Raw genomic sequence first — 20,319 nt, forward strand, 5'->3', positions numbered from 1 at the left:
GATATGCCCTAAGCGATACTGACGAATTGAAATAAAAGCCCCCGGCCCAAAAGGCCGGGGGTTTTCGTTTGGAGCCGCCCCGCGCCGCCTGTGCCGCAAACCAAGCGCGCCTTCCTATGACGACGCGCCTCCCGCGCGAACTCAGAACGCGCCTTCTGCGTGAAGGCGTTGCGCCGAGCGTCAAGCGGCGTTCTGCAAGTCGCCCGCGAAATCCCGCGCAACGCGTTCGCTAGGGCAGATGCCGTGTCCCTTTCGAATGCCTCGATGAGCGGTGCGTCCTTTCGACGCAAATGATGCGGTCGTTTTTCCTCGCGTCAATTTCTGGCATTTGTCAAAAGTAGGACGAGCGTCCATCGGCGCTGGCGATGCAATGGCATGACAATAGTCGAGCCGCGAACCAAAAATCCGCTATAGAAGATCCAGGGCTCAGTAACGTTCGCCAATAACAGCGGCAGCCCCGGACTCAATATGGATCGAGGGATGGAAATGAAGAATTGGCGTAGCGTTGCAGCTGCTGTTTTTGGCGCGCTTTTCTCGCTGGCGTTGACGGCCCCGTTGCGCGCATCGGAGGGCGGCGCAGGCCCGGAAGCCATGTCGATGGGCAATATGTGCATGGTCATGTTCGGCTACGACATGATTCACATTACGGCCTATCAACCCGGCAAATCGCGCAGCGAATATTGCGCCGAGATCCCGACCTCCGGACCAACCATTCTGGTGTTCGACATCGAAAATCCGACGTTTCGGGACATGCCGCTGGAACTGCGAATCATTCGCGACCCGCTGACGCCGATCACGAAGGGCACCGATCTCGAGGCGCTGACCGAAGTTCATCGTCCCGCGACCAAATACACCAAGGGCACCTTCAATCTTGAGCACGACTTCAAGGACAACGGCCATTATATCGGACTCGTCACGCTGACCCGCCCCGACGGCACGCAGGAGACGTCCGAATTCAAATTCACGGTTGGCGAAACGCTGTGGGCCTGGGTGCCGCAGATCGCCGGGACCGTGCTCATCGCCGGCATTGTTTTCGTGTATTGGAAGCACACGCATCCCTCCGGCAAGAAGAAGGATGCCGACGCCGCCGCTGTGTCTTGATCGCGGCGACATGCGTAAACATCTCAAAACAAAAAGGGGCTCAGGCCTCTGGGGAGGGACGCCATGACTAATGACGCCATGACTAACGCTGACAGAACTTCGCCGGCGCGCGTGCGCCGTCAGGCCAAGGTCGGGTTCTCCGCCGCCGCCGGGGCTTGCGCCATCGTCATAGCAGCTGCGTTTGGGACGAGTTCGGCGCTCGCGCATTCTTTCCTTGTCGACGCTACGCCTTCTTCGAAGGAACATGTCGCGGCGCCGCCAAAGACCATCAAGTTGCGGTTCGGCGGCGGAGTCGAACCGCCTTACTCGAAGATCACCATAGAAGCGCCGGACGGTAAGGTGCTCGCCGAAGGCAATAGCGCCGTTCCCGACAAGCCGCGCGAATTGTCGGCCAATGCGCCGGAACTCGCGCCCGGCAAATATATCGTACGCTATCGCGTGCTCTCCACCGACGGCCACATCGTGGAGGGAAACTATGAGTTCACCGTGGACGCGAAGTAAGCGCCATCGGGCGAGTGACAGCTCGCGGCTACGCTTGCGCGACACGCTGCTCGTTTCTCACTTCTCATGCGAGCTGAAGAGATGAGCGCCAGAGAACATCGGGCGAAACAAAAATGTATCTCTCTCTTGCGGCGATCCGCTTCCTTCTGAGCTTGCCTTCGGCCCTCGCGGTCGGGCTCCTGCTCCTGCCGCGTCTCATCGGCGAGGACGGCGGGCGTTTCAAGCCTGCCGTCGCGGCGCTGGCGCTGGTGCGCGCCGTTTTCGGCTTCGCGCTGCTGTATGTCACCGCGCGTGCGATCTTTCCCGCCGATCGTCCGATTGAATTCGACACGCTATGGGAGTTCACCGTCAACACGAGCGTCGGAAACGCCTGGATCGGGACGCAACTGGTCGCGTTCCTCTTCGCGGCTCTCGCGGCGGCGCGCCTCTTCGTCGCTTCAGATGTGCTCGATCAGGTGACGCTGTGGGTCGGCGTGGTCCTTATCGCCGTTGTTTCAGTGACCGGCCACGCCATCGACGACGGCCTGCCGCGCTGGACGCAGCTGAGCTTCCTTCTCCACACGGCCGCCGGCCTCACCTGGCTTGGCGGCTTGCTCGGTCTCGTCTGGTGGATGTTCACTGCGCGCGGCAAACCGCCGGAAGTTGCGGCGCAGCTCGCCGAGCGCTGGTCGTTCATCGCAAAGGTCGCTATGGCGATCGTCGCCGTTACGGGATTTGCGATCGCCTGGGAGAACGTTGGAAGCATCCCGAATATGCTGGCGACGCCCTATGGTCGGCTGCTGACGCTGAAGCTGGTTTTTCTATGCGCTGTGTTGCTCGCGGCGTTGGCGCTCGCGCGCTACATCACCCGGAGACCCGAAGGCGAATTCAATTTTGCCTGGTACAGCAAGGTCGGCGCGGGGGAGTCGGTCTTTGCGCTCGCCCTGCTTGCGATCGCCGGCTACATCGCGGTCATCACGCCAGCCTCGCATGAAACCAGTCTCTATTGGCCGTTGCCATTTCGCCTGTCCTACATCGCGACGTGGGGACAGAACCCAGCGATGTTCAGCTCGATCTGGTGGTGGGGCATCGCCGCCGTCGTACTCGCAATCATGGCGGCGCTGATCTGGTGGACGCCATCGACTCGCCAGTATCGTCTCTATGCAACGCCAGCCATTTCCGCCGCGGCGGCGATCTCGCTCGCCGTGTCATTTGCGACAGAAGCCTACACAGACACGTACGACGATCCGACGCAGGACTACACCGCGGAATCGGTTTCGCGCGGGCTCGCGCATTTTCAGGAGAACTGCATCGGCTGCCACGGCGCACAGGGCGAGGGAAATGGACCGCTCGCCAAGGATCTCAAGAACGAGCAAGGACTCCTCGTGCAGCCCGCCGATCTGACCGCCCCGCATGTCGGCACCCATACGATCGGCGACATCTTCCACTGGCTGACTCACGGCGGACAAAGCGGCGTTATGCCGAGTTTCCGCGAGCAGCTCGACGTCGACGATCGCTGGGACGTGATCAACTTCCTGCTGATGATATCCTATTCGAACCGGTCGCGTTTCATGAGCCCTCAGCCCATGATTCAATGGCTGATTGCGCCGGACTTTGCGCTGATCGATCCCGAAGAGGACGTAACGTCGCTCTACAGGCTGCGCGGCGTGCCGACGCTGATCTCTTTCGCGCGCTGCGGGTCGCCAGACGCCGATCCAAAGGCGCGCGCCGCCAGCGTGAAGATTGCGCATGACGCCGCGAAAGCCGTTGGCGCAAACCAGGTGACGATCTACGACGCGGCCTGCCCGCAGGAGGCGAAAGCTCGAGAGGTTGTTCATCCCAGAGCGGTCGAGACCGCCTATTCGGTGATCAACCGCTACCCCAATGAAACGCCGTCGGAGGAGATCGGGGAGGCGCACTTCCTTGTGGATCGCTCGGGCTACGTTCGGGCGCGTTTCCGCACATTTGCCCCCGACGACGGCAACGCTCAGAAACTTTCTGGCCTCGTCGCCGAATTCGCGCGTGAACCCTTGATCGAGATCAGCCTGCACTCGCATTAGCGCGCCATATTGTCGCAAGCGTGAACGGGGCGCGAGGGTATCGGAGCGGCGCGTCCTTCGTCATGATGCCAATCAGACCGGCGAGAGAGAAGTCCGGCGCAAAAAGGGAGAAGCGAGATGCTGAAGCGGCGTGAATTTTTGCTGACCGGAGGGACTCTGCTCACCGGGACGGCGCTCGGGCTCTTTGCCGGGCGCGGTTCCGCGGCGGCGCATGAGTACGACGTCGGCAATCTGAAAGTGGAGCATCCTTGGCTTCGCGCCCCTGTCGACGGCGACAACAAGGCGCAGTTCTACGCAATGCTGCACAATAATGGCGCGACGCCCGACAGGCTGATCGCCGTCAAGTCGGAAAAATTCGGGAAGGCCGAGATCCACGGCGACCCCAAGAAGCTCGACCTCATCACGCCTGTCGTCCTGCCGCCCAAGTCGAAAGTCACGCTCGCGCCTGGCGGCGTCTATGTGACGCTTCTGGACATCAAGAAGCATCTTGAGGTGGGCTGGGGCCTGGAGATGACGCTCGTCTTCGAAAAGGCCGGCGAAGTGGTTATTGACGCGGCGATCGATGCGCCGGACGCGGCCCATGCACATGACGCCGAAGCGATGGAACGATGGCAAAAGGCGCATGGCCAGGACTCCGCCGGGCCCAAGGAAGGCGGCGACTCGCATCACGAGCACCATCACATGGAAAAGAAGTGATCGCGGGCTAAGAGGGTCTTATCAGCGTAACGCAATCAAAAACCGGCCGCTTGAAAAGCAGCCGGTTTGGAACCCGCCAAAAAGATTGCGCGCGTCGACAGACGCGCGCGTTACTTGCCGCTTACGAAATTTGCGAAGATTAGCGGTCGATCGTCACCAGTCGCCCGGCGAAAACGCCGCCGTCGGTCGCAACAGGCGTGGCCTTTTGCGCGGGCGAACCGATCGGCAGGGCGAAGCCGAGCACGAAGGCGGCCATCGCCATGGCGGCGACCAGCAGGAGCGAAACTCGAAACTGGCGACGCGCCGAATCCCTATCGAAGCTGCGCGTGAAGGCGGGCTCCATCTGATCTTCAAATTTGTCAACGAGCGACATTTTCCCTAATCCTCTCGCATTCGCCCTTGTAACGCTTGACCTCTCCCCAAGGCCCGCGCGCGATTAACTCGCGTCGCCGCGTTCTCAAGACAGAAACGAGGATGGGCTGAAAAAGTTGCATCATTCTTCGGAAATTTTATAAATTTTTAAGAAGTGCGTGAAACGGGGTTAACACTTGGCAATATTGATTTGATCAAGTTGAGCCAAAGCTCAGTCGCCGATTCGGGCTATTTGATAAAAGACGGTTGTTTTTCCTTGGAAAACACCGATACGCAGCATGGCTGACACTCGCGCCGGCGCGTGGCGCGGCAGAGCGGCGATCGCGCGTGCCCCGCGCGAGGCGGTTAAAAGTCTTCATCAACAATAGACCCATGTGGCTCTGCGAGCCTCGTGAATCTCGTTGCGACGCTACGCCGCGCAAATTATGGTGCGGCGCACTATCCCCTCCGCAGGAACTCCACTCCAATGACTTTCCTCGCCAACGCCTTGTCGCGCGTGAAGCCCTCGGCAACCATCGCGGTGACGCAGAAAGCCCGCGACTTGCGCGCGCAGGGTCGGGAGGTGATCAGCCTCTCCGTCGGCGAACCCGATTTCGACACGCCCGGGCACATCTGCGCCGCAGCGAAAGCGGCGATCGATCGCGGCGAAACGCGTTATCCGCCGGTGCTCGGAATTCCGCCGCTGCGCGAGGCCGTCGCAAAAAAATTCAAGCGCGAAAACGGCTTGGACTACACGGCGTCGGACACGATCGTCGCCACCGGCGGCAAGCACATCCTGTTCAACGCATTTCTTGCGACGCTCAATCCCGGCGACGAAGTGATCGTTCCGGCGCCGTACTGGGTGAGCTACCCGGAGATGGTGGCGATCTGCGGCGGAACGACCGTCTTCGTCGAAGCTCGGATGGAGGACGGCTTCAAGCTCCAGCCTGAGGCGCTCGAGCGCGCCATCACGCCCAAGACCAAATGGCTCGTGCTCAACTCTCCGTCGAACCCTTCGGGCGCGGCCTACACATTCGATGAAATGAAGAAGGTGACGGACGTTCTGCTGCGCCATCCGCAGGTGCATGTCCTCACCGACGACATTTACGAGCACCTCGTCTACGGCGACTTCAAATTCGTCACGCCGGCCCAGGTCGAGCCGGCGCTCATGGAGCGCACGCTCACCATGAACGGCGTCTCCAAGGCCTACGCTATGACCGGCTGGCGCATCGGCTACGCGGCGGGGCCCAGCGCCCTGATCAAGGCCATGGACCTGCTCCAGGGCCAGCAGACGTCGGGCGCCTGTTCGATCGCGCAATGGGCGGCGGTCGAAGCCCTCGAAGGGCCGCAGGACCACCTCGCGGTCTTCCGCAAGGCCTTTGAGGAGCGGCGCGACCTCGTGGTCTCCATGCTCAACCAGGCCAAATATTTGAAGTGCCCGACGCCGGAAGGCGCGTTCTACGTGTTTCCCTCCTGCGCCGACGCCATCGGGCGTAAGACCCCCGACGGGAAGGTCATCGAAACCGACGAGGACTTCGTGACCGAACTCCTGGGAACGCAGGGCGTCGCCGTGGTGCAAGGCTCGGCGTTCGGCTTCGGTCCTAATTTCCGCGTGTCCTACGCCGCCTCGAACGTGTTGCTCGAAGACGCCTGCCGAAAGATCCAGGCTTTCTGCGGAAGCCTCATCTAACCCCACAATGCATTGCGCATTGCGCCCGCCGCTCTAAACTGACGCCCAGCGCGTCAGGCGGCGGGCCGTGGGCGAGTGGCTTCGCCAGGAGAGCGGAGTCTCTCTCGGCCCGGAGAGCGCGGAACTAAATTGCAAGTCCGTGGGCCGTTCGCTCGACGGACTCACGCTCTTGCGGAGACCTGCACCATGACGATTTTCGCTCTCCTTCTCCTCGCTCTCGTCAGCGCGCTGATCGCCTACATCTCCTTGCTGCCCGATAAATTCCGCATCGCCCGCTCGATCGTGATCGACGCGCCGCCGGAAGTGGTTTTTCGCCACATCAACGACTTTCACAATTGGGCCGACTGGTCGCCCTGGGCCAAGCTCGATCCCGATATGAAGGAAGAATATGGAGGGACGCCGCAGGGCTATGGCGCGACCTATTCATGGTCCGGCGACAAGCAGGTCGGCGTCGGTCAGATGGAGATCGTCGAGAGCCGCCAGGGCGAGCGCGTCGGCATCAAGCTCGAATTCAAAAAGCCGTTCAAAGCCAAGCGCGACGTGCAATTCAATCTCAAGCCTTTGGGCGAGAACAGCACGGAAGTCACCTGGGCGATGTCCGGCCACCATGAATTTGTGGGCAAGGCGATGCATAAGTTTTTGAACATCGACAAGACGGTCGGGGCGCAATTCGATCGCGGCCTCGCTGACCTAAAGCGAGTCGTCGAGTCGCAGCCGAAAATCGCCGCTGATTGACCGCGCCGAGCGGACTATAGACGCAGCGAAGGAAGCCGCTGATGCTTTTTGGCTTGCAGATCGCCGCGATCACGAGCGTCGCGCTATGCGTGATTCCGGCGGGCGCGCATTTTTTCGAGCGCGCCAATAAGATGGCGCTCTCGCCGGCCGACTACATGAGCGTTCAGCAGATCTACGCCGGCTGGGCCTATTTCGGAATCGCCGTCGTTCTCGCACTACTGACGACGCTGGCGCATACGATCGCCGTTCGCCGCAACCGGATCGCCGCGGTCCTCTCGTTCGCCTCCTTCGTAACGCTCACTGGAACGCAGGCCATCTTCTGGACGTGGACCTATCCCATGAATGTCGCGACGCAGAATTGGACCAAGATGCCGGCGGCGTTCGAGGCGGCGCGACGTCAATGGGAAGATTCGCATGCTGTGGCGGCGGTGCTCGCCTTTGCGGCGCTTCTGCTGCTTACCGCCTCGGCGCTTATTCACAACTCAAAAAATGCGCGGCGCGCGAATTAGGCGCACCGCGCGGAATGAAGGGACGCTACGCCGCGTCGAACATTTCCTCGACATGTTCCCAATTGACGAGATGATCGAGAAACGCCTTCAGATAGTCGGCGCGGCGATTGCGATAGTCGATGTAATAGGAGTGCTCCCAGACGTCGGCGACGAGGATCGGCGCGGCGCCATGGATGAGTGGATTTTCCGCGTTCGGCGTCTTGCGAATGGCGAGCTTTCCATCCTTCGCTTCGAGCCATACCCAGCCGGAGCCGAATTGGCCGAGGCCTTCCTTCTGGAATTCTTCGCGGAATTTGTCGACCGAGCCGAAGGACTCGATGATCGCCTTCTCGACCTTGCCGGGAATGGCGCCGCCGCCGTTCGGCTTCATCCACTTCCAATAGTGGTGATGGTTGAAATGCTGGGCGACGTTATTGAAGATCGGCGTGTTGCGGTTGTAGGCGGTGACGATCACTTCCTCGATCGGCTTGCCTTCATATTCGGTGCCTTTCACCAGATTATTCGCGTTGGCGACATAGGTCGCGTGGTGCTTGTCGTGGTGATATTCGAAGGACTCGCGGGAAAGATAAGGCTGCAGAGCGTCGTAGGGATAAGGCAAATCTTCCAGGGTGAAGGACATAATTCTCTCCTGAATACGTTAGACGAGCGTAGCCTGTCAGCCTCGGCTGCACGGGCTTAACTAAACCCGCGCGCCGCATGCGGCAATATCGCGAGATCCCGAATGGCGCAGCTATGTTCGCTTTGTAGCGACAAAAAAGCATGGCTCGTCGGCGACCGAGCCATGCTGCAATCTTCGGGCCGCTTGCTTAGGCGATTGCGTCGCCCGCTTGCGACTTCTTCTTTGCGCCGGCGCGCAGCATCCACCACATCAGACCGACAAGCGAGAAGAAGCCGACGGCGTAGAGGATATATTCGATCAGTCCCCAGAAGGTGTAGAGCCCCACGGAGAAGGGAAAGCGCGAGACCCATTCATTGCCAAGATCGTCGCGCACAGTGACGATTCCGACATAACGACCAGCATCCTTGAAGTCGTGTTCAAAGGTCATGGTGCCGTTGCGATAGACCTTCGGCTCGATATAGGCGACGGTGATCGTATTGAGGTTGGCCTTTTCTTTCTCTTCGCCGACATCCTTAACAATGCGGATGCCAATCGCCATGTCGCGCAGATCAGGCGAAACCGCGGTGAGCGCAATGACGGTCGGCCCGGTTTTGGCGATGTCCTCGCAAAACTCCGCTTCTTCTCCCGAGCGCTGATAGCCGATGAAGTGCATGGTGTTCGGACCGATCCGCAGCACGCACTCGTCTTGCTCGAGCATCACGCCGCCATGCGCGAAAGCGGCTGATGGCGCGACGAAAAAAGCTGCGGCCGCTATCAGTGCGCCAGCCAGCAGCCCGCGCACGCCAGTTAAACTTGCCATCTAAGGTTCTCCCTACGATTGCCGACGTCGGCCGGTTTTCCGCGCGCTCTTCCGCCGCACGCGCGCGTCGACGCTGTGACGATGACGTTTGTATTGATTGATCGAATTACGATGTGACACCGTGCCGCATCTTATAAATACTTTTATCTAATTGAAAATAAACGAAAAAATATACTCCAGTGCTTGCATGGCAGATAAATTCAACCACTACATATTGATGTTAAATGCAGTAACATACGCATATATTGTTTTAAAATTTTCGCGGCGGCGCGGCGGTGCGCGCGCGTACAAGTATTCGCGCGTCTTCCCCGGGGACTTGCGTTCATATGGCGGTCGGCGCGCCTTGTGATAGGTTCCGGCCCGGACAACCACTGAAGGATGACGATGAGACGATACGGCCTGGGCGTCATTTTTCTCGGGCTCGCGCTTGCGCTTTCCGGCGCCTATGGCATGTGGTCCGGGTGGGATTACATTCAGCTTGAGCGCGGTTGGAGCCTGTTCATCGGCGGCGCCACGGCGGTCTCTGGCGGTGTGGTGACGATAGCGCTTGGGCGCGCAATCGGCGTTTTGGGCCGCATCGCCGACAAAGTTCCGGCGACGCAGGCGCGCGCGGCGGCAGATCTGGTTGAAGACGCGCAGGCGCCGCAACAACAGCAGCAGCCTGTCGCCGCCACGCCGCCGCCGAAGCCGCCGGTTGAAGTCGATCGATATATCGCCAGCGGATCCGTCTATGTGATGTTTTCCGACGGATCAGTTGAAGTGCAGACCGATGGCGCCGCGCGCCGCTACCCTTCGCTTGCGGCATTACGCGCCGACACGGGCGTCGGCGGCGGGTGACGCACACTCAATTACGCGCCGCGCTCCACATCAGGAAGAGCGCCGCGTCGCCCGGCAGACCTTCGGGGAAATCGACGATTTGCGCGGCGATACGAAAGCCGCGAGGGTGCAGTTCATTACGCCACCGGTGAAAGACGTCGGCTGGCTCGCCGCGCAGAGTCGCCGGCCAATCGGGGTCCGGCGCATTGATCGCGCGGCCGCCGTCGGCGCAAAGCTGCGATGGAAATCGGATGAGCACATGTTCGGTGAGCCCGGCCGCCGCGCTGCGTCGCGCCTGCTCCAGCATCTCGCGCCATTGCGGGTCGGTCAGCCGCTGGCTCGCGAGATCACGAATGCGTTGCTCGCGCAGTTCGATCGCCGCCCGTCGACGCTCTACGCGTTCGAGGTCGAGCTGGCGCTCATGCGCCGCGACGAGCTGGCGAAATTCCTGCGCCGTCGCGACGGCGCAGCGATCGCCGGTTTGCTGCGGAAGGGAAATCAGCGGACGACGCCGATGCGCCTCCAAAGCCATGGCGGCAAAGCCTCCCGCCATCGCCTCCATGACTTCTTTGCGCAGCACGAGGCCGATGATCTTGTGGCCGTCAACGACGGGAATGCGTTTGAGGCTATGGCTCTCCATAATTCGCGCGATGTCGGGAACTTTGGCGATGTCGGAAATCGATATCGCCGGAGAGGTCATCACTTCGCGCAACGCGCGACCATTCGCATGGAATACATGCTTGGGCCTGTTGCGCAGCAGAAATGCCGGAATGGCGCCGAGGTCAGGCAGGGGGTGCGGGCGCGCCTGTTCGAGATTGCTGCGCGTCACGATTCCGATCGGCGCCAGCTCGTCGTCGACGACCGGCACGGCGCCCAGCCCGCATTCAGCGAGAAGTTTCGCGACGTAATCGAGATCCGCGTCCGCCGTTACATAAGGAAAGTCGCTGTTCATAAGATCGCGCGCGATCATGCCGCCGTCTCGCCTCCCGATCCTCGTATGCGCTCAGTCCGACAGTTCGATCGTCACCGGCACGTGGTCGGACGGGCGGGTCCAGCTGCGCGCCTCGCGCAGCACGTCCAAACGTTCCAGCCCGCCGCCAAGCGCCTCGCTCACCAGAATATGGTCAAGCCGGCGCCCCCGGTTCGACGCCGCCCAATCGGCGGCGCGATAACTCCACCACGTATAAAGCTTTTCTTCCGCGGGGACGAAATGGCGCATGGCGTCGATCCATGCGCCCGCCTGTAGCACCGCGGTCAGCTTCTCCACCTCGACTGGGGTATGGCTCACGACTTTCAATAACGCCTTGTGGCTCCAGACGTCATGTTCGAGCGGCGCGACATTTAGGTCTCCGACCAGCACCACGCGGCCGCGCGCGACCCCTTCGGTGACAACCCAGTCGCGCATTTCATCGAGAAAATCGAGCTTGTGCTGAAACTTCGGATTGATGTCGACGTCGGGCTCGTCGCCGCCGGCCGGCACATAGAAATTATGCAGCGAGATCGGGCCGCTCCGGGCGTCGATTTCCACGCAGATATGACGCGCGTCGCCCTTTTCGCAGAAATCGCGCTTCTCGACGAAACGTAAAGGCCGCTTCGAAATGACGGCCACGCCGTGGTAGCCCTTCTGGCCGTTGATCGCGATATGCTCATAGCCCAGCGCATGGAGATCCTTCATCGGGAATTCGGCGTCCCGGCATTTCGTCTCCTGCAGGCAGAGCACGTCCGGCGCCCGGCTCTTGAGAAAGTCGGCGATCAGCGGCAGGCGCAGCCGCACGGAATTGATGTTCCAGGTGGTGATCTTCAGGCTTGCTGCTTTCAATGCGGATCAGCTCTTGGTCTTGTCGCCGAAGAGGAAAGGCGCGACGTCCCTGACGCCCGGCTGCTTCTCGGCGATGAAGGGCGTCGGTCGGCAGACGGCCATGGCGGAAAGACCGACTCGCGCGGTGAGAAGCCCATTCAATACGCCTTCGCCGAGCTTTGCCGAAATGCGTGCGGCGATGCCGTGGCCGAGCGCCTGCTGAAGGATAGAGTCGCCGACCGCCACGCCGCCGGTGATGGCGAGATGCGCGCCGACCGAGCGGGCCAGTTTGAAGAAGCCGAGCAGCCCCGGCTTGCCGCCGTAAATCTCCGCGATTTTTCGCATCAGCACGATCGCCTGGCCGACGACGAACAGCACGTCGAGGAGCGCGCGCGGGCTGATCGCCGTGACGACGGAGACGCGTTTGGCGGCGCCGGCGATCTCGCGCCGCGCTTCTTCGTCCAGGGGCGCGACGAGATTACGCTCGGCAAGCGTGATCAGATCGCGTCCGTCGATAATCCGCTGCAAATAGTCGTTGAGCAGCGCGCGCGCCCGGCCGGTGTCCGGGCGATCTTCATAGAGCTTGCAAAGTTCGCCGACGCGCTCGCGCGCAGCCTTACCGTCATCGCTCGCATGCGCCTCGGCCAGCGCGGCATGCAGCTTGGCGATACGATTCTGCCGGCCGATGGCGCGAAACTCGCGCGTGACGGAGATGAGGGCGGCGACGGCGGCGAGACCCGCAAGGCTCAGTCCCACCATGCCGAGAAGGGCGGAGCGCTGGAACAGGTCTTCGACAAACCCCCAGATCCAGAGCGTGAAGGCCAGGGACATAAGCCCGCTGACCGCCGACAAAAAGACGCCGCCCCAAGAAAAAATGTAGCGGCGCAGCATGCCGTCGGCCTGCGCCGCTTCGACGGCGGCTTCATCCCCGGTCATGCCGTCCGCGAGCTGGGCGGCCTCAAGCGCGAAAGCGTCAAATTCCGCTTCGACGACCTCGATAGACGGCCTCCCGGCATCGTCGATCTGCGGCGTCGCCTTGGCTGTGACCGTCTGGTCGCCTTCGAGGCGAAAAGCCCGTGGGCGCGGCCTGCGTTGCTCAGTCATTCGATTCCTGATTTTAGCCTTCTTACCGTCTCGAGTTCGAAAACGCGACGCGCGGATGTGTCGCGCGAGCTTCCAGAGAGCGATTTCAATTAAAAAAGGCGCCCACAAGGCCTCGACGACCGTCCTGAAATATAGGCGGTCGTCGCGACTGAAAACGCTTATTGCGGCGCGATAGCGCCTCCTTTAGCATCCTCTTGCCTTTCGCTGTCGAGAAGATCGCGTTTTCCCGCATGAACTCCATCATTTACGACATCGTCGCCCTTGCGATCGGCTATTTGCTGGGCTCTATTCCCTTCGGTCTGCTGCTCACGCGCCTCGCGGGCACGACGGACCTGCGCGCGATCGGCTCCGGCAATATCGGCGCAACTAATGTGTTGCGCACCGGTCGAAAGGATCTCGCGGCGGCGACGCTGCTGCTGGACGGGCTGAAAGGCACGGCGGCGGCGCTCATCGGCGCCTCGCTTTCGCCCGAAGGAGGCATGATCGCCGGTCTTGCTGCGTTCATCGGCCATATTGCGCCGGTCTGGCTGCAGTTTAAGGGCGGAAAGGGCGTTGCGACGTTCCTTGGCGTGCTGTTTGGGCTCAACTGGCCGACGGCGTTGATTTTCTGCGCCGTCTGGCTGTCGGCGGCGGCGCTGTGGCGTTATTCGTCGCTTGGCGCGCTGACCGCGAGCGCGACGGCGCCGGTGGTCCTGTTCATGCTCGGCCATGGCGGCGAGGCCTTTACCGTCGCGGTGATGGCCGCAATCGTCTTCTACAGGCATCGAGCGAACATCGCGCGTCTGCGCGCCGGCACCGAAACGCGCATAGGACAGAAGGCGTGACCGAGGCGTCGCCAGGTCGGTTGAGCGAAGCGCAGCTCGTCGACTGGCTGAGGCTCATCCGCAGCGAAAATGTCGGGCCGCGCACGTTCAGACAGCTCATCAATCGTTTCGGCGGCGCCGGCGCGGCGTTGGACGCGCTGCCGTCCCTCGCGGCGCGGTCCTTGCGCGGGCGGATCATCCGCATCGCCACTCGTGAGGAAGCGCTGCGCGAAATCGAGGCGGCGCGCGCGCTCGGCGTTCGCTTCGCCACCACGGGCGATCCGGACTATCCGCCGCTGCTGCGGGAAATCGCCGATGCGCCGCCGCTCATCGCAATGCGCGGCGTTTCCTGGACCGCGCAGCGCGACGGCGTGGCGATTGTCGGCTCGCGCAACGCTTCAGCCGCAGGTCTCGCCTTCGCCGAACGGCTCGCGCGCAGCCTCGCGCTCGAGAATTACGTCATTGTCTCTGGCCTTGCGCGCGGCATCGACGCCGTCGCGCATCGCGCCACGCTCGAAACAGGCACGGTCGCCGTGCTCGCCGGCGGCCATGCGCGACCGTATCCGGCCGAACATGCGCGGCTTGTCGAAGAGATCGCCGAGAGGGGACTGATCGTCTCTGAAATGCCCATCGAATGGGAGCCGCGCGGCCGCGATTTTCCGCGCCGAAATCGCATCATTTCCGGGTTGAGCCGCGCGACCATCGTCGTCGAGGCGGCGCGGCGTTCCGGCTCGCTGATCACGGCGCGTTTCGCCAATGAGCAGGGGCGAGAGGTCTTCGCCGTTCCTGGTTCGCCGCTGGATCCGCGCGCCGAAGGCGTCAACGATCTCATTCGCCAAGGCGCGACGTTGTGCGCGCGTCCCGAGGACGTGATTTCGGTGCTTGCCGAGAACGCAGGGACCCCGCCGCGCAAGAATCTCTTTGACGACGACTCCCTCGAAGGACAGGACGCTCTGATCGACGAACTGGATCTTTTCGCCGGCCTCGACGGTTCGGCGTTTGAGGAAAGAGCCGCGCCCAAACAATTCTCGCCGCCAAGCCCGCCAGCAGATTGCGTCGCCGATATTGACGCGCGCACGCGAGGCGACGAGTCGCCTCAGCGCGACGCGCATGAGGTCGTCCTGTCGCTGCTCGGGCCTGCGCCTATCGCGATCGACGATCTCATCCGCGTCGCCGGATTGACAGCGCGCGAGGTGCAGGGAGTCCTCGTCGAACTCGACATCGAGGGGCGCTTGCAGCGTCACGGCGCCAACAGCGTTTCCCTCACACTCAACTATAAGTTGTAAGTTAGGCCGAGCGGTCGACTGGATAGCCGCCAAGCTCGCGCGCCCGCATGTCCGCCTCGGCGCGGGCGAGGTTCAAGAAATAGCAGAGCATGGGCATGTCGCAGCGACTGGCGAGTTTCGCCATTTCGTCTGACATGTCAGCTATATATGACGCGATGGACGCCGCTTCCTCATTGGCTTTGGCGCTCTCCGCGGTCGTTCCAGGGGTCTTGCTGCAATCTTTTTGAGAAGTATCTGGCCGGGGCATCGCTGTCAGTCTCCACGGACCACGAGGCAGGTTATGAATAGGGTAAGCATCAGACTTTCTTATATTTTTCTTCCATCACGCCTATCCCGTGTCAAGAACAAAATTCTATCAAAGGTTGTAATGCTGCGATCGAGGCCGCTACAGACGTTTCAAACGGTCGAGCGCGCCCTGCAGGATATAGGCGGCCGCCATTCGGTCGACGACTTCGGCGCGTTTGGCGCGCGAGGCGTTCTGCGCGATCAATTCGCGCGTTACAGCCGCAGTTGACAGGCGCTCGTCCCAGAAGGCGAAGGGCAGGGAGGCGAGCTTTGAAAGATTGCGCATGAAGGCGCGCGTCGCCTGCGCGCGCGGCCCTTCGGTGCCGTCCATATTGAGCGGCAGCCCGACGATCAGCGCGCAAATATCGAAATCGGCCGCGCGTTTGAGCAAGGCGGCGGCGTCCTGAGAAAACTTCACTCGCCCGATCGTATCGAGCGGCGACGCGAGCCGCCGCTCGACGTCCGAAAGCGCCAATCCGATGGTTTTGGTCCCGAGATCCAATCCCATCAGTCGGCCCTTCGGCGGCAGGAGCGCCGCCAGTTCTTCAAGGGTCGTCGCGCGCATGGTCACCGCGATTCCGCTAACACGCCGCGGCCGTTCCGCAAACTCACTGGCTCCGTGCTCCCGCTTTTTCCCTCTGCGATCCGCTTCGCAACATTGCGCCGCGAAAGGCCAGGCGCTATAGCGCCCGTCGAGACCTTTCTTGCGGAGCCCTAGATGTCCGTTGATTCCGCGACCGTCCGCCGGATCGCCCATCTCTCGCGCATCGCCATCGAAGACAGCGAGGTCGAGCGCCTGCGCGGCGAACTCAACGCCATCCTGGCTTTCGTGGAGACGCTGAGCGAGGTCGATGTCGACGGCGTCGAGCCGTTGACCTCCGCTTTGCCGATGCAAATGAAGAAGCGGGCCGACGTCGTGACCGACGGCGGCATCGCCGATGAGATTCTCGCCAACGCGCCTTTGCGCGAGGATCATTATTTCGTCGTGCCCAAGGTGATCGAATAGCGCTTGTCGCGCCGGCGCCGCGCATGCAGCGGCCTCAGATATAAAGGGACAAATGTCCGACCCCACGCATCTTACATTGGCCGAGGCGCGCGACGCTCTCAAATCCAAACAGCTCTCCGCCGTTGAACTGGCGCAGGCGCACATCGACGCAATCAGCAAATCGCGCGCGCTGAATTGCTTCATCACGGAGACGCCGGAGTTCGCGCTGGCGCAGGCGCAGGAGAGCGACGCGCGCCTTGCGCGCGGCGACGCGCGCCCGCTTGAGGGTCTGCCGCTCGGCATAAAGGATCTCTATTGCTCCAAAGGCGTGCGCACGACGGCGGGGAGTCGAATTCTCGACGACTTCACGCCGACATATGAATCGACGGTCTCGGCAAATCTGCTGCGCGACGGCGCGGCCATGCTCGGCAAGCTCAATCTCGACGAATTCGCGATGGGGTCGTCGAACGAAACGAGCGCCTTCGGCCCCGTTGTTTCGCCGTGGCGCCGCGCCGCGGATCCCGACGCCAAGATCGTGCCGGGCGGTTCTTCGGGGGGCTCGTCGTCGGCGGTGGCCGCGCGTCTTTGCCTGGGAGCCACGGCGACGGATACAGGCGGCTCGATCCGTCAGCCCGCCGCCTTCACGGGCACTGTCGGCGTCAAGCCGACCTATGGCCGCTGTTCGCGCTGGGGCATCGTCGCCTTCGCGTCGTCGCTGGATCAGGCGGGTCCGATAACGCGCACCGTGCGCGACGCAGCGATCATGCTCAGGTCGATGGCCGGCCACGATCCGAAAGACACGACCAGCGTCGACGCGCCTGTGCCGGACTACGAAGCCGCTGTCGGCGCCTCCGTGAAGGGACGCCGCATCGGCGTGCCGAAGGAATATCGCCTCGACGGAATGTCGGCGGAGATCGCCGCTTTATGGGATAAAGGCGCCGCTTGGCTGAAGGACGCGGGCGCGGAGATCGTCGAAATCTCCCTGCCGCATACGCGCTATGCCTTGCCGACATATTACATTATCGCGCCGGCCGAAGCCTCGTCCAATCTCGCGCGCTACGATGGCGTGCGCTACGGGTGTCGTGAGCAAGGCCGCGACGTCAGCGAAATGTACGAGAAGACGCGCGCAGCGGGCTTTGGTCCGGAAGTGCGGCGGCGCATTATGATCGGCACTTATGTGCTCTCCGCCGGCTATTACGACGCTTATTACGTCCGTGCGCAGAAAGTCCGCAGCCTGATCAAGCGCGACTTTGACGAAGCCTTCGCGTCCGGCGTCGACGCCGTCCTGACGCCGGCGACGCCGTCGACCGCCTTCGCGCAGGGAGAGAAGGGTTCGGCGGATCCTGTAGAAATGTATCTCAACGACGTGTTCACCGTTACGGTGAACATGGCCGGTCTTCCCGGCGTCGCCGTTCCGGGCGGTCTCGCGGCGAACGGCTTGCCGCTCGGGTTGCAGCTCATCGGCAAAGCATTCGACGAGGAGACGCTGTTCTCTCTCGCTGCGGCGATCGAACGGGCGGCGCCTAAGATCGAACTTCCGCAGCCATGGTGGCGCGAGGGCTGATGATGACGACGCCGAGCGCTGAAAAGGACATTGCGGAGCGCCCGCAGCAAGCGCTGCAGGACGAAATGTCCGACGTGCGTCGCTTGATCGACGAGCTGGACGAAGAGCTTGTGGCGCTGCTCGCAAAGCGGCAGCGACAGATCGAGCGGGCCGCAAGGATCAAACCCGCGCTGGGTATCCCCGCCAATGTCCCCGAGCGCGTCGACGAAGTGTTGGCGCATGTGCTTGGCGCCGCGCACCGCGAGGGACTGTCGGTCGAGGTCGCGATGACCCTGTGGCGCGCGCTGATTGACTGGTCGATCCAGTACGAAGAGCGGCTGATGGACGCTCGCGCGCTAAAGGGCGTCTCTCAAGGATCGGCGGACGGCGACCGCTCTTCTTGATCGCCGTTGGGGGCCTTTGTCTTGACGCGGACGAAACCGTTGCGGATCGACCAGCGCAGGAATTTTAGCGACCACCAATGAAAACGCCGGGACAGCCTGTGAGCGCCCGGGGAGTGCGGGGCGAGGATCGCAAGGCCCAAAGGGAGCATCCACACCCCGAAGACGGGAAGCGGCGCAAGAATGGTTCCGCCGAGGATCAGGCCGACGCCCACAGGAATGCTCACATAGCGGGGCGCGCCGCGCATGCGGGCGATGAGGCCTTTTCGGCGGCTGTCCTCAGAATTGCGTTCCGTGGCCATCTCGCCCGTTCCCTCTGCTGCGCGCCGGCCGTTCCGCTCTTGCGAAGCGTGGTTTATATGGAACGGGTAAGTTTAGCGAGGCGGATATGACGACACAGGCGGCTCCCAACAAGCTCATCAGCGGCGCAACCGGCGACTGGGAAGTCGTGATCGGCATGGAGATACATGCGCAGGTGACGAGCAACGCCAAGCTCTTCTCCGGCGCTTCCGCGGAGTATGGCGGCGCGCCGAACAATCACGTCTCCCTGGTCGATGCGGCCATGCCGGGCATGCTGCCGGTCATCAATGAGGAATGCGTCAAACAGGCGATCCGCACAGGTCTCGGCTTAGAGGCCAAGATCAACCTGCGTTCGGTTTTCGACCGCAAGAACTATTTCTATCCCGACCTGCCGCAGGGCTACCAGATCTCTCAGTACAAGCACCCGATCGTCGGCGAAGGCGCCGTGATCGTCGACGTATCGCCGAGCGAGCGCATCACCGTGGGCATCGAGCGTCTGCATCTCGAGCAGGACGCCGGCAAGTCGCTGCATGATCTTTCGGCGACCGAAAGCCACGTCGATCTCAATCGCAGCGGCGTCGCGCTCATGGAGATCGTCTCCAAGCCCGACCTGCGTTCGGCGGAAGAGGCGCGCGCCTATGTTTCGAAGCTGCGGACGATCTTGCGCTACATCGGCTCCTGCGACGGCAACATGGAGCAGGGTTCGCTGCGCGCCGACGTCAACGTCTCCGTGCGCCGCCCCGGCGCGCCGCTTGGCACGCGCTGCGAAATCAAGAACGTCAACTCCATCCGCTTCATTGGCCAGGCGATCGACGTCGAGGCGCGTCGACAGATCGGCATTCTCGAAGACGGCGGCGCAATCGCCCAGGAGACGCGGCTCTTCGATCCAGGGAGAGGAGAGACGCGATCGATGCGCTCCAAGGAGGAAGCGCATGATTATCGCTACTTCCCCGATCCGGATCTGCTGCCGCTCGAGTTCGACCAGCCATATGTCGACGCGCTAAGGGCGCAGTTGCCGGAGCTACCCGACGCGAAGCGCGCGCGCTTTATCCAGCAATACGGCCTGCCGCCTTACGACGCCGGCGTGCTTGTGATGGAGCGGGCGGCCGCCAACTACTTCGAGGAGACGGCGAAGGGACGCGACGCCAAGCTTGCGGCCAACTGGGTGATCAACGAGTTGTTCGGCCGTCTGAACAAGGAGGGGCTCGACGTCACGCGCTCACCAGTGTCGTCACAGGCCCTGGGCGCGATCATCGACCTCATCTCGCAGAACGTTATTTCGGGCAAGATCGCCAAGGATCTTTTCGAGATCGTCTGGACTGAAGGCGGCGATCCCAAGGAGATTGTCGAAGCGCGCGGCATGAAGCAGGTGACCGACACAGGCGCGATTGAAGCCGCCGTCGACGCCGTCATCGCCGCCAATCCCGACAAGGTAGAGCAGGCGAAGGCGAAGCCAACGATGCTCGGCTGGTTCGTCGGACAGGTGATGAAGCAGACGGGCGGCAAGGCGAATCCGCAGTCGGTGAACGAGCTGCTCAAGCGCAAGTTGGGCGTCTGACGCGCGCCCGTTCGTCGAAAAAACGAATCAGTTCACGACACGCGCTGCGCGATTCTTCTCCCAGCGAAGCTGTCGTGCGCCATTTTTTTTTGATCCGACCGCGCTGACCACAATTTTTTTTTCTCTGCGAATGCGCGACCTCGCGCGCGCCTCCGAGGCGCGCGAGGTCTGCGCCGCTCCACGTCCTCCGTCTCTCCGCCGGCGTCGAGTCGCCCGACCGCTACAGGCGCGCTCCGCGATTTTTAATCGTGTTCCGATATATTGCGCCGCGATCGATCTCAGGCGGCGTGCGCGAGTCGCAATTTTTCGCGGATACAAAAGCAAATCAAGTAATTGAACAACAGGCGCGACTTGCGGCAAAGCGTGCGGCTGCACCTCTGGAGCCTTCTCGGAGCGGATG

General features: G+C 62.1%; 23 protein-coding genes. 14 read left to right on the forward strand and 9 right to left on the reverse strand.

Features of this window, described 5'->3' with window-relative positions; genetic code table 11:
- Positions 1-480 precede the first annotated feature (480 nt).
- The 4 genes from ACR65W_RS10915 (at position 481) to ACR65W_RS10930 (ending at position 4,337) form a co-directional block, all read left to right on the forward strand.
- Positions 481-1,101 carry a hypothetical protein gene (locus ACR65W_RS10915; RefSeq protein ID WP_434502654.1) on the forward strand — a complete coding sequence of 207 codons (621 nt, stop codon included), beginning with the start codon at positions 481-483 and terminating at the stop codon, positions 1,099-1,101.
- Between the two features lie 63 nt (positions 1,102-1,164).
- Entirely contained in the window at positions 1,165-1,602 is a 438-nt protein-coding gene (locus ACR65W_RS10920) for a copper resistance CopC family protein (RefSeq protein ID WP_434499846.1), read from the forward strand.
- A gap of 113 nt (positions 1,603-1,715) precedes the next feature.
- The gene (locus ACR65W_RS10925) at positions 1,716-3,641 is read left to right on the forward strand and encodes a c-type cytochrome (protein WP_434499847.1); all 1,926 of its coding nucleotides are present in this window, start codon (positions 1,716-1,718) and stop codon (positions 3,639-3,641) included.
- A gap of 117 nt (positions 3,642-3,758) precedes the next feature.
- Positions 3,759-4,337, forward strand: a complete 579-nt coding sequence (locus ACR65W_RS10930; RefSeq protein ID WP_434499848.1) for a copper chaperone PCu(A)C — start codon at positions 3,759-3,761, stop codon at positions 4,335-4,337.
- A gap of 139 nt (positions 4,338-4,476) precedes the next feature.
- On the opposite strand, the gene ACR65W_RS10935 is transcribed toward ACR65W_RS10930, so the two are convergent.
- On the reverse strand, positions 4,477-4,710 hold the full coding sequence (locus ACR65W_RS10935) for a hypothetical protein (RefSeq protein ID WP_014893014.1): 234 nt from the start codon (positions 4,708-4,710) through the stop codon (positions 4,477-4,479).
- A gap of 465 nt (positions 4,711-5,175) precedes the next feature.
- Between ACR65W_RS10935 and ACR65W_RS10940 the strand changes: the two genes are divergently transcribed.
- From ACR65W_RS10940 to ACR65W_RS10950, 3 genes are all read left to right on the forward strand, one after another.
- Positions 5,176-6,378: a pyridoxal phosphate-dependent aminotransferase gene (locus ACR65W_RS10940; protein ID WP_434499849.1), complete on the forward strand. Its 1,203-nt coding sequence runs from the start codon at positions 5,176-5,178 to the stop codon at positions 6,376-6,378.
- Between the two features lie 186 nt (positions 6,379-6,564).
- Positions 6,565-7,113, forward strand: coding sequence for an SRPBCC family protein (locus ACR65W_RS10945; RefSeq protein ID WP_434499850.1), 549 nt, complete (start codon positions 6,565-6,567; stop codon positions 7,111-7,113).
- A 41-nt stretch (positions 7,114-7,154) separates the two neighbouring features.
- The gene (locus tag ACR65W_RS10950) at positions 7,155-7,622 is read left to right on the forward strand and encodes a hypothetical protein (RefSeq protein ID WP_434499851.1); all 468 of its coding nucleotides are present in this window, start codon (positions 7,155-7,157) and stop codon (positions 7,620-7,622) included.
- 25 nt (positions 7,623-7,647) lie between these two features.
- On the opposite strand, the gene ACR65W_RS10955 is transcribed toward ACR65W_RS10950, so the two are convergent.
- Positions 7,648-8,241, reverse strand: coding sequence for a superoxide dismutase (locus ACR65W_RS10955; RefSeq protein ID WP_029651728.1), 594 nt, complete (start codon positions 8,239-8,241; stop codon positions 7,648-7,650).
- A 187-nt stretch (positions 8,242-8,428) separates the two neighbouring features.
- Positions 8,429-9,040: a hypothetical protein gene (locus ACR65W_RS10960; protein WP_434499852.1), complete on the reverse strand. Its 612-nt coding sequence runs from the start codon at positions 9,038-9,040 to the stop codon at positions 8,429-8,431.
- A 384-nt stretch (positions 9,041-9,424) separates the two neighbouring features.
- Between ACR65W_RS10960 and ACR65W_RS10965 the strand changes: the two genes are divergently transcribed.
- The gene (locus ACR65W_RS10965) at positions 9,425-9,877 is read left to right on the forward strand and encodes a hypothetical protein (RefSeq protein WP_434499853.1); all 453 of its coding nucleotides are present in this window, start codon (positions 9,425-9,427) and stop codon (positions 9,875-9,877) included.
- 7 nt (positions 9,878-9,884) lie between these two features.
- Here ACR65W_RS10965 and ACR65W_RS10970 read toward each other — a convergent pair whose 3' ends face one another.
- From ACR65W_RS10970 to ACR65W_RS10980, 3 genes are read right to left on the reverse strand one after another with little or no spacing between them, the layout of a single operon-like run.
- Positions 9,885-10,826, reverse strand: coding sequence for a CBS domain-containing protein (locus ACR65W_RS10970; protein ID WP_434502656.1), 942 nt, complete (start codon positions 10,824-10,826; stop codon positions 9,885-9,887).
- A 33-nt stretch (positions 10,827-10,859) separates the two neighbouring features.
- Positions 10,860-11,675: an exodeoxyribonuclease III gene (locus ACR65W_RS10975; protein ID WP_434499855.1), complete on the reverse strand. Its 816-nt coding sequence runs from the start codon at positions 11,673-11,675 to the stop codon at positions 10,860-10,862.
- Positions 11,676-11,681: 6 nt separating this feature from the next.
- The gene (locus ACR65W_RS10980) at positions 11,682-12,758 is read right to left on the reverse strand and encodes a YcjF family protein (RefSeq protein ID WP_434499856.1); all 1,077 of its coding nucleotides are present in this window, start codon (positions 12,756-12,758) and stop codon (positions 11,682-11,684) included.
- A 230-nt stretch (positions 12,759-12,988) separates the two neighbouring features.
- Here ACR65W_RS10980 and plsY point away from each other — a divergent pair, with 230 nt between their 5' ends.
- Both plsY and dprA read left to right on the forward strand, forming a co-directional pair.
- Complete coding sequence (gene plsY, locus ACR65W_RS10985) at positions 12,989-13,582, forward strand: glycerol-3-phosphate 1-O-acyltransferase PlsY (protein WP_434499857.1); 594 nt, start codon at positions 12,989-12,991, stop codon at positions 13,580-13,582.
- Complete coding sequence (dprA, locus tag ACR65W_RS10990) at positions 13,579-14,847, forward strand: DNA-processing protein DprA (RefSeq protein ID WP_434499858.1); 1,269 nt, start codon at positions 13,579-13,581, stop codon at positions 14,845-14,847. Before plsY ends, dprA begins: the two co-directional genes overlap by 4 nt.
- 1 nt (position 14,848) lies before the next feature.
- Here the strand turns inward: dprA and ACR65W_RS10995 are convergent, their stop codons facing one another.
- Positions 14,849-14,983: a hypothetical protein gene (locus ACR65W_RS10995; RefSeq protein ID WP_434499859.1), complete on the reverse strand. Its 135-nt coding sequence runs from the start codon at positions 14,981-14,983 to the stop codon at positions 14,849-14,851.
- Positions 14,984-15,232: 249 nt separating this feature from the next.
- Positions 15,233-15,697, reverse strand: a complete 465-nt coding sequence (ruvX, locus tag ACR65W_RS11000; protein WP_434499860.1) for a Holliday junction resolvase RuvX — start codon at positions 15,695-15,697, stop codon at positions 15,233-15,235.
- A 153-nt stretch (positions 15,698-15,850) separates the two neighbouring features.
- On the opposite strand from ruvX, the gene gatC reads away from it, so the two are divergent.
- The 3 genes from gatC to ACR65W_RS11015 are packed head-to-tail and all read left to right on the forward strand — an operon-like array spanning position 15,851 to position 18,064.
- On the forward strand, positions 15,851-16,138 hold the full coding sequence (gene gatC / locus ACR65W_RS11005) for an Asp-tRNA(Asn)/Glu-tRNA(Gln) amidotransferase subunit GatC (protein WP_014893028.1): 288 nt from the start codon (positions 15,851-15,853) through the stop codon (positions 16,136-16,138).
- Between the two features lie 52 nt (positions 16,139-16,190).
- Positions 16,191-17,681: an Asp-tRNA(Asn)/Glu-tRNA(Gln) amidotransferase subunit GatA gene (gatA, locus tag ACR65W_RS11010; RefSeq protein ID WP_434499861.1), complete on the forward strand. Its 1,491-nt coding sequence runs from the start codon at positions 16,191-16,193 to the stop codon at positions 17,679-17,681.
- A complete protein-coding gene (locus tag ACR65W_RS11015; protein ID WP_434499862.1) occupies positions 17,681-18,064 on the forward strand; it encodes a chorismate mutase in 384 nt (127 codons plus the stop codon). Before gatA ends, ACR65W_RS11015 begins: the two co-directional genes overlap by 1 nt.
- On the opposite strand, the gene ACR65W_RS11020 is transcribed toward ACR65W_RS11015, so the two are convergent.
- Positions 18,031-18,363, reverse strand: coding sequence for a hypothetical protein (locus tag ACR65W_RS11020; protein WP_434499863.1), 333 nt, complete (start codon positions 18,361-18,363; stop codon positions 18,031-18,033). The two genes, ACR65W_RS11015 and ACR65W_RS11020, sit on opposite strands and share 34 nt — an antisense overlap.
- An 86-nt stretch (positions 18,364-18,449) precedes the next feature.
- On the opposite strand from ACR65W_RS11020, the gene gatB reads away from it, so the two are divergent.
- A complete protein-coding gene (gene gatB / locus ACR65W_RS11025; protein WP_434499864.1) occupies positions 18,450-19,919 on the forward strand; it encodes an Asp-tRNA(Asn)/Glu-tRNA(Gln) amidotransferase subunit GatB in 1,470 nt (489 codons plus the stop codon).
- The last annotated feature ends 400 nt before the right edge of the window (positions 19,920-20,319 follow it).

It is taken from the genome of Methylocystis sp. (assembly GCF_051062815.1).
Lineage (GTDB): Bacteria > Pseudomonadota > Alphaproteobacteria > Rhizobiales > Beijerinckiaceae > Methylocystis.